Origin of the sequence: Prevotella sp. oral taxon 306 str. F0472 (assembly GCF_000257925.1) — a bacterium.
In the GTDB taxonomy this organism is placed as follows: domain Bacteria; phylum Bacteroidota; class Bacteroidia; order Bacteroidales; family Bacteroidaceae; genus Prevotella; species Prevotella vespertina.
Genome location: NZ_AJIN01000037.1, coordinates 1 through 3,255, shown reverse-complemented (window position 1 = coordinate 3,255; position 3,255 = coordinate 1). Strand labels below are relative to the sequence as shown.

Below are 3,255 nucleotides of genomic sequence, written 5' to 3'. Positions count from 1 at the left end.
ATTATGTCTAAAAACTCTGTTACTATAACCTTGTGTTCGTATGTTACTATGTCTTTATCCGTGTCCTTCTGTCTTATAAAGAAAAGCCTCACCCCGTCTGGGGGTGAGGCCGTACCACGAGAGCGAGAGAACCAAATTAATACACTAGTTTTGAAAGACATTAATTTCACAATTAATATAATCGAGTTGTCTTACTACAGAACGATTGATACCCTGAATCAATCTTAAATGCTCCCGTGGTAAAAGCCGACACTAAAGAAAAGCCTCCCCAAGCCCCTCCAAAGGAGGGGATGTCCCCATCCCTACTTACAGGCTCTCAGTCGTTTCAAACTATATCCAATAAGGACATCCCCTCCTTTGGAGGGGCTTGGGGAGGCTTTCTTTTGTGGGGGTGGGGCTTTACCCTGCCTGTGGTCCAGGGTTCTCTTCACTCCCCTTTTCTTTCGGTTCGGGGGCGGGGGTGGGGCTTTTCTTTCTAGCAGGATTATCCACCGACACCTCCGCAGCATGGGCAGCCTCACGCATTTTAGCTTTAGGCGTGAAGATAATCTTAGGAGTTTTGAGTGTGGCAGCCGTTACGTCCTTCATGTCGTCCATCATCTTTGGAGGGAAGTAAATGCGAAGTGAACCGAGGTCGCCAAGGTCAATACTGGCACCCATCTTCAACGAGCGGCACGCCATCTTGCCCAATGTGATAAGCGTATTCATCACATCACCACGCGAGAGCGAAGTCTCGTCCATAATCATGTCGCAAAGTGCATCAAGCGTCATGTGTTGGTTACTCTTGGGTACAGCGTAGTACACCGTCTGCCCCTTCTTCTTCCCGATTGTTTGTTTCTTTGATTTTACTTCGAATTCTACCATAGCATTATACTTTTAAATGGTTTATAAATATGTTGTTAAAACTAACTCTTCCATAGGCATTCCACACTTCGTTTCAAGGGTGTTTAAGACTCTTCATCAAAGGTGTTTAACACTATTGATCAAAGGTGTTAAACACCTACAGCCAAGAGTGTTTAACACCTTTGAGACTCGTTATTCTATATCCTATTTCAATCACCTTACGGCGGCGTCCAAGGTGTCGCCTTTTAGAGGGCGACACCTGTAACGGGCAATCGCAAGGACTACTTGAACCCACCAACCCTGAACCCGCGGCTGCGGTCGTTGTAGCTCACGCGGACTTGACCACTGCTGAAGTCCAGGTAGCACGCGAAGTTGCTGTACCATGGGTGAGCACTTGACGACCAATAGCGGCCGTTGCCAACGTCGTTCAGCTGACCAAAGTTGTAGAGACCCAAGGCGGGCAGGTAAAAGTAGTTAGCTGCGTCGGCTACGGAAGGAAGAGTCTGAGATATGGACCAGCTATAAGCGTTTCCATTTGTACGCCAATCGGTGCCATCGACAGCCGTGTTGCTGTTGTAATTACCTTCGCCTTGCAATACTGACTTCTCCTTAAGCCACATGCCACCTTTATATAAATGCCCCATAGTTGTCCATAATTCGTCTCCATCCCAACGTGGATCGCCCTTGGCAGCGTACCACGTCATCTCGTTCACGTTGGGGAGATCTTTACATGGTGTGTGAGTAGCAGGGTTATCTACGCCATAAGTAAATGCTTCGTTGTAGTAACGTGAGTCAGTGTTGCTCTGGGCGTAGTTTGATGAACTGTTACCGTTAAGTGTTGGCTGGCCTGCACCTGATGCTAAGTGCTTTGTCCATTCGTAACCTTTCCAGTATTGTTCCTGCGCATCCCACATATAGTAATGGTCGCCGTCATAATTTTTTATGTCAAGGTTAGCAGTGATGTCGTAATACTTGTTCTGGTCGTAGGTAGCTGAGGCTAATGTCTTGGTTATAGTTCCCTCTACGTGTGTTGCAACGTCCTTCACCCAATAACGTACCTTGAGTGTGTGAGTACCTGGCTTAATCACCACGTAAGCACCATTTGTTGCTGCGCTTGTAGCGTTATTAGTTAAAGGGAATCCATTAGCGTATGTTCCGCTACCAACTGTTGCAACAACAATTTGATTACCACTACCAGTACCCGTTAGTTTGCCTGTGACTGGGTTAAGCGTGTAAGTACTAGTAATATCGTTATCTGAATTTACTTCTACCTTTGTCAAGTAGCAGTCATGCAAGATAGTGTTACTGGTACGTGGTAAGAAGAGAAGGTAAGCAGCCTTGTGGTCAAGCGTGAAAGCAAAACCATTCTTTGCATTTGACCATGCGGCATCTGCCATTCCGCAATCGCCTGATGTACCAAAATGAGCAGTAGTGTTAGGCTCTGCCTGGCTCTGGTTTGCAGCGATTGTAACTTGATTCTGATTGCCATTCTGACCTGGATAATAGACCTTATAGGTGGTAGTCTTTGTAAACTTACCAGGTACCTCAAACTTAAAGCTGGCAGTCTTTTCCGTTGGAGCATTACGACTTTGCTGCCATGTACCGTTATCATCCTTTACCCAAATCTTGTCGCCTGCTTCCCAATAGAAAGCACCATTCCTTTCCATGGATGTGCGTGTTGCAGGGTCACCTGTTGAGAAGATGGTAAAGTTCTTATTGTTATTTGTGCCATTAGGGTTCTGTGCTATGTCCTCATTGGCACAAGAAGCAAAAGCCAAGGCAATGCCGAGCACAAGTGCCAAAGACTTTAGTCGTGATGCGAATGAATATTGTTTCATTGTTTTCTTCATTGTTACTTTGTTTTTTTAGTTTATTACTCTCTATTAGTCTTCCCACATTAGATTTTCTCCCTCTCCTTCACCTTCAGACATCCAATTAGGAGCCTTCTTGGCATCTCCATACGTTCCACCTGATTGTGCAGGATTATGCTGACCTGGCATAGACGCATCCATCAAATTAGTGGCCTCGTTTACCTGAATTATCATGCACGCTGGTGCAGAATAACTCTTCTTTACTTGCTTTTTTCTCATTACTTCATTGATTAAAATAGTTGTTATTTCGTTCTTATTTTGCTCTAAATCGAGTTCGCAAAAGGGCATAAAAAAGCGAACAAAGGAAACTCTTGAAAGTCCTTTGTTTACAGGGGTTACGGCACGCTTCGCGCGCGCGTATGCGAGAAGAAAAAATGTGTTATTAGACGCTAGGTGCGAATGTGTGTGTGTGTTAGCAAATTATTTGGATTGACCAAAGATAAAGTGCAAAAAGATGCAAAGAATTCGATAATTCTTTGCAGTACTTCGTTCACTTGATATGTCATTGCTAATTGTTTCACGGCGGCAAAGGTAAGAAGAA

Annotated in this window: 3 protein-coding genes; all 3 read right to left on the bottom strand. The window is 44.9% G+C overall.

Going from position 1 to position 3,255, the window contains the following annotated elements; translation table 11 throughout:
* Positions 1 to 399: 399 nt before the first annotated feature.
* The 3 genes from HMPREF9969_RS05935 to HMPREF9969_RS05925 all read right to left on the bottom strand — a co-directional run bounded on the left by HMPREF9969_RS05935 (position 400) and on the right by HMPREF9969_RS05925 (position 2,933).
* Positions 400 to 864: an HU family DNA-binding protein gene (locus HMPREF9969_RS05935; protein ID WP_009434938.1), complete on the bottom strand. Its 465-nt coding sequence runs from the start codon at positions 862 to 864 to the stop codon at positions 400 to 402.
* Positions 865 to 1,124: 260 nt separating this feature from the next.
* Positions 1,125 to 2,693, bottom strand: coding sequence for a hypothetical protein (locus HMPREF9969_RS05930; RefSeq protein WP_009434936.1), 1,569 nt, complete (start codon positions 2,691 to 2,693; stop codon positions 1,125 to 1,127).
* Between the two features lie 33 nt (positions 2,694 to 2,726).
* On the bottom strand, positions 2,727 to 2,933 hold the full coding sequence (locus tag HMPREF9969_RS05925; protein ID WP_036895250.1) for a hypothetical protein: 207 nt from the start codon (positions 2,931 to 2,933) through the stop codon (positions 2,727 to 2,729).
* Positions 2,934 to 3,255: the final 322 nt, after the last annotated feature.

What these genes read in the sequence shown, in the direction of transcription:
- HMPREF9969_RS05935 (WP_009434938.1), bottom strand. Translation starts at nt 864, where the DNA reads ATGGTAGAATTCGAAGTAAAATCAAAGAAACAAACAATCGGGAAGAAG.
- HMPREF9969_RS05930 (WP_009434936.1), bottom strand. Translation starts at nt 2,693, where the DNA reads ATGAAGAAAACAATGAAACAATATTCATTCGCATCACGACTAAAGTCT.
- HMPREF9969_RS05925 (WP_036895250.1), bottom strand. Translation starts at nt 2,933, where the DNA reads ATGAGAAAAAAGCAAGTAAAGAAGAGTTATTCTGCACCAGCGTGCATG.